Source organism: Brachybacterium alimentarium (assembly GCF_002332425.1).
GTDB classification, from domain to species: domain Bacteria; phylum Actinomycetota; class Actinomycetes; order Actinomycetales; family Dermabacteraceae; genus Brachybacterium; species Brachybacterium alimentarium.
The window spans coordinates 1-4833 of the sequence record NZ_NRGS01000060.1; the positions used below are offsets into that span (position 1 = coordinate 1).

Here is a 4833-nt window from a genome sequence, read left to right on the forward strand (position 1 = left end):
GATGTCCTGCGACATAACAGTGGTCAGCATCGGTCGTGGGGGTGCAAAACTCGGCGCGCCACCTGCTTGGCGGGGGCAGGGGCGGGGCGGGTTTCGCATCCGCTGGTCGGGGCCGTGCTGCGTGGGGGCAGCTCACGCCTGCGACGTCGTGTCCGGCCGCGTGCAGGGGGGGGCGCGTGCAAATGTCGCCTGGGGACCTATGTGGGCTGCTGACATGGGTCCCCAGGCGACATTTGTCGGGGACACGTCGGGGGCAGGGCCGGGGGCGGGAACAGGGCCGGGGCCGGAGTGCGGGAGGGCGCCGGAGGGGTGGCTCCGCTCAGCGCATCGTCGTGTCGCCCACCGAGTTCGTGATCTGCTTCTGGAACACGATCATGAGGATCACCAGGGGCAGCATCGCGAGGGTGGTGCCCGCCATGACCAGCGTCCAGTTGTTGTTGTACTGCGATTGCAGCGCTGAGGTCGCCACGGTGATCACGCGCCACTCGGGCCCGGAGGTGATCACCATCGGCCACATGAAGTTGTTCCAGTGCGTGACCACCGTGATCAGCACCAGCGTGACGATGATCGGCCGGTTCAGCGGCACGACCAGGTGCCAGAGCAGGCGCAGGGTGCCGGCACCGTCGATGCGCATCGCGTCCATCAGCTCGGTGGGCACCCCGCGGAAGTTCTCCCGCAGCAGGAAGATCGCGTAGGGGGAGCCGAGCACGAACGGAAGGATCAGCGCCCAGAAGGTGTTGCGCAGACCTACCTCGCTCATCATCAGATACAGCGGCACCACGACGACCACCTGAGGCACCATCAGCGTGGCGACGTACACCCAGAACAGCAGGTCACGCCCAGGGAAACGGAGTTGGGCGAAGGCATAGGCGGCGAGCACCGAGAACACCATCTGCCCCACCAGGATGACGGCGACCACCTGCACGGTGACCGCCACCGGAGTCACGAAGCCGTCCGCCGAGGTGAACAGGGACACGAAGTTCTCCAGTGCCGGCGGGGAGGGGATCGAGAGCGGACCCTCCTGCGCGAACTGCTGGGAGCGGGTGAAGGCCGTCAGCACGGAGAAGAGGAACGGGCCCAGCGTGAGCACGGCGGCGACGGCGAGCACCACGTACGTGCCGGCGTAGCCCGCCAGGGCACGCATCTGCATCGAGCCGGAGCCGCGGCGTCGGCGGGGAGCTGGTCGATGGGACGCTGCGGGGGAGCGGCCGACGTTGGCCTGCGCCGGGGGCGCCGTGGAGACGTCGGCGCCACCGGATCGGACGGGGCCGGAGGGACCGTTGGCCCCGTTGGCCCCGTTGGCCCCGTTCTCCCCGGCAGCCCCATTGGGTTGGTGGGACCCGTCGGCCCCGTCGGGGCGATCGGCCCCGTGAGCCCCGTGGGGCTGGGTGCGGTGCTGCATCGTCTGCCTCCCCTCAGCTCATGTCGTAGGTGATGCGGCGGGCGAAATAGCGCTGCTGGATCAGCGTGATGATCACCAGCAGCACGAACAGGATGACCGCGACGGCGCTCGCCCGGCCCAGGCTCGAGGACGTGAACGCCTCGTGGTAGACCAGCGACGCGATCACCTCGGTGCGGTGCTGGGGGCCTCCGCCGGTGAGCGCATAGACCATGTCGAACACCTGGAAGCTCGCGACCACCTGCGTGACGGCCAGGAAGAACGTGGTGGGCCGCAGCAGCGGGATGGTCATATAGCGCATGGTCGGCCAGGGGCCCGCGCCGTCGATCCGCGCCGCCTCGTAGATCGAGCCGGGGATCCGGGACAGGCCGGCCTGGAAGAACAGCGAGATGTAGCCGACGTTCTGCCAGATCGCCACGAAGGCCACGGCGGGCAGCGCGAGGCTCGGATCGGTGAGCCACTCGATGCGCACCCCGAGGATCTGGTTCAGCGCGCCGACCGACGGCTGGAAGATCCACTTCCACACCACGCCCAGCGCGAGCGGCGCGCACACCCACGGGACCACCACGATCACCCGCACGATCGCCGATCCCGGCAGCGCCCGCACCAGCTGGGAGGCGAGGGCCAGACCGAGCGCGATCGAGACCGGCACGGAGATCAGCGTGAACAGCGCCGTGACCACGAGCGAGTTGATCAGCGCCCCGTCGGCCAGCAGAGAGGCGTAGTTGTCCAGGCCGATGAAGTCCCGCGTGCCCAGCAGATCCCAGCGGAACAGCGAGACCACGAAGGCGAGCAGCACCGGCAGGATCAGGAAGGCGGTCACCCCGATCAGGCTGGGCGCGATCAGCAGCCATCCCAGGAGCGGCCGACGGGCGTTCATCGGGCCTCCCCTCGATGCAGAAACTGGCGACGATTCACCAGGTCACGGTATAGCAGGCGGCGAGGATTCGGCAGGATCAGGTGCAGGTGGGCCGGCAGGCTCGGGAATGCACCCGCCGGCAGAATCCCGCACCCGTCGGCCGACGGCGGAGCTTCCACATGATCCGAACGGCGCAGCTTCCAGGTGATCCGATCGGACCCTCTACCGAGCGCCCGAGCGCCCGAGCGCCCGAGCGCCCGAGCGCCCGGTCGGCCGACTGCCGCCGCGGCGGATCGGCGGTGGTGTCACGTCGGCGGCGCGGCGCTCCATTACGCTCGGCACATGAGCTCAGCGACGGAATCCGCAGGCGCCGACGCGCCGGTCACCGACCCCCACGCCAGCATCTACGACCACGGCTTCGTGCGGGTCGCGGCGGTGACCCTCCCGGTCGCGCTCGCCGACCCCGCCACGAACGCCGAGCGTCACCTCGAGCAGCTGCGCGACCTGCACGAGCAGCAGGTCGGGCTGGCCGTGTTCCCCGAGCTGTCGCTGACCGGGTACTCGCTGGAGGACCTCGTGCTGCAGGAGCCTCTGCTGGACGCCGCCGAGCAGGCGGTGGCCACCCTCGTCGAGGCGAGCCGTGAGCTCCTGCCGATCATCGTGGTCGGCGCTCCGCTGCGGGCCCGCGACCGCTCCCGGATCTTCAACTGCGCCGTCGTCATCCACCGCGGCGAGATCCTCGGCATCTCGCCGAAGCAGAACCTGCCCACCTACCGTGAGTTCTACGAGCGCCGCTGGTTCGCTCCCGGGGACGACGCCGCCGACGTGCTGGTGCGCATCGACGGCGACGAGCACCTGCTCACCCCGCACGCGATCATCACGGTCGACGACGTCCCGGGCCTGAAGCTGTACGTCGAGATCTGCGAGGACATGTGGGTGCCGGTGCCGCCGTCGGCCGAGGCCGCGCTCGCCGGCGCGACCGTCGTCGCGAACCTGTCCGGCTCGCCGATCACCGTCGGCCGGGCGGAGGAGAGGAAACTGCTCGCGCGCTCCGCGTCGGCCCGCTGCCAGGCCGCGTACGTCTACGCCGCCGCCGGCGAGGGGGAGTCGACGACCGACCTCGCCTGGGACGGCCAGACCTTCGTGTACGAGTGCGGGAACCTGCTGGGGGAGTCCGAGCGCTTCCCACAGGGCCCGCGCGCCACGATCGTGGACGTGGACCTCGACCGGGTCGTCGCCGAGCGGCGCCGCCAGAGCACGTTCGACGACAATCGCCGCACTCACGCCGACGCGCTCGCGAAGTTCGAGGGATGGCACGAGGCGCACCTGTTCGGCCCGTTCGAGGACGACGAGCCCCCGACGCCGCACCCGGCAACCGGTCCGCTGCGCCGGCCGCTGCACCGCTTCCCCTTCGTGCCCGACGATCCCGCGCGCCTCGCGCAGGACAGCTACGAGGCCTTCTCCATCCAGGTCGCGGGCCTGGTGCGTCGGCTGAAGGCGATCGGCGGGGACACGCCCGGCGGCACGCGGCCGGTCATCGGTGTCTCGGGCGGCCTGGATTCCACCCATGCGCTGATCGTGTGCGCCCGGGCGATGGACCTGCTGGGCCGCGACCGCTCCGAGATCCTCGCCTACACGATGCCCGGTTTCGCGACCACCGAGCACACCCGTTCGAACGCCGAGCTGCTCTCCGAGGCGATCGGGGCGAGCTTCGAGACGATCGACATCCGCCCCGCCTCCACCCAGATGCTGAGCGACATGGGTCACCCGGCCGGCAGCGGCGAGGAGGTCTATGACGTGACCTTCGAGAACGTCCAGGCCGGCATGCGCTATGACTACCTGTTCCGCCTGGCCAACCACCACGGCGGCATCGTCGTGGGCACCGGCGACCTCTCCGAGCTGGCCCTGGGCTGGTGCACCTACGGCGTGGGCGACCAGATGTCGCACTACGGCGTGAACGCCGGCGTGCCCAAGACCCTCATCCAGCATCTGATCCGCTGGGTCATCGCCGAGGGCCTGTTCGATGAGGCGACCGGGCATCTGCTGCAGGCCGTGCTCGACACCGAGATCTCCCCGGAGCTGATCCCCACCAAACAGGGGGAGAAGGCGCAGTCCACCGAGGACTCGATCGGGCCCTACGCGCTGCACGACTTCACGCTCTATCACCAGCTGCGCCGCGGCTACGGCCCCGCCAAGATCGCCTACCTCGCCCATCAGGCCTGGGGCGACCTCGAGGCCGGCGAGTGGCCCGCCGGATACGTCGACGGCGACAAGCGCGCCTACACCCGCGCCGAGATCAAGCACTGGCTGACCGTGTTCACCCGCCGCTTCTTCTCCAACCAGTTCAAGCGCTCCGCCGCCCCGAACGCCCCGAAGGTGCTGGCCGGCGGCTCGCTGTCCCCCCGCGGCGATTGGCGGATGCCCTCGGACGCGACGTCGAAGGCCTGGATCGCCGAGCTCGAGGTCGAGGTGCCGGGAGACTGATCCGCCGGCGTATGCCACCGCTCGCTGTGTCGAGTTTTGTGGCCTGAGGACCGATGCCAGCTCGGGCATCGGTGTTATGTCGCAGGACATC

3 protein-coding genes are annotated in these 4833 nt (G+C 69.9%); 1 reads left to right on the forward strand and 2 read right to left on the reverse strand.

Going from position 1 to position 4833, the window contains the following annotated elements; all coding sequences use genetic code 11:
- Nucleotides 1-319 precede the first annotated feature (319 nt).
- The gene (locus CIK71_RS17295) at nucleotides 320-1402 is read right to left on the reverse strand and encodes a carbohydrate ABC transporter permease (protein ID WP_275542214.1); all 1083 of its coding nucleotides are present in this window, start codon (nucleotides 1400-1402) and stop codon (nucleotides 320-322) included.
- A 13-nt stretch (nucleotides 1403-1415) separates the two neighbouring features.
- Nucleotides 1416-2279 carry a carbohydrate ABC transporter permease gene (locus CIK71_RS17305; protein WP_096166907.1) on the reverse strand — a complete coding sequence of 288 codons (864 nt, stop codon included), beginning with the start codon at nucleotides 2277-2279 and terminating at the stop codon, nucleotides 1416-1418.
- 321 nt (nucleotides 2280-2600) lie between these two features.
- Between CIK71_RS17305 and CIK71_RS17310 the strand changes: the two genes are divergently transcribed.
- Nucleotides 2601-4742: an NAD(+) synthase gene (locus tag CIK71_RS17310; protein WP_096166908.1), complete on the forward strand. Its 2142-nt coding sequence runs from the start codon at nucleotides 2601-2603 to the stop codon at nucleotides 4740-4742.
- Nucleotides 4743-4833 lie beyond the last annotated feature (91 nt).

Coding starts and splice junctions, on each gene's coding strand:
- CIK71_RS17305 (WP_096166907.1), bottom strand. CDS start 2,279: ATGAACGCCCGTCGGCCGCTCCTGGGATGGCTGCTGATCGCGCCCAGC.
- CIK71_RS17310 (WP_096166908.1), top strand. CDS start 2,601: ATGAGCTCAGCGACGGAATCCGCAGGCGCCGACGCGCCGGTCACCGAC.
- CIK71_RS17295 (WP_275542214.1), bottom strand. CDS start 1,402: ATGCAGCACCGCACCCAGCCCCACGGGGCTCACGGGGCCGATCGCCCC.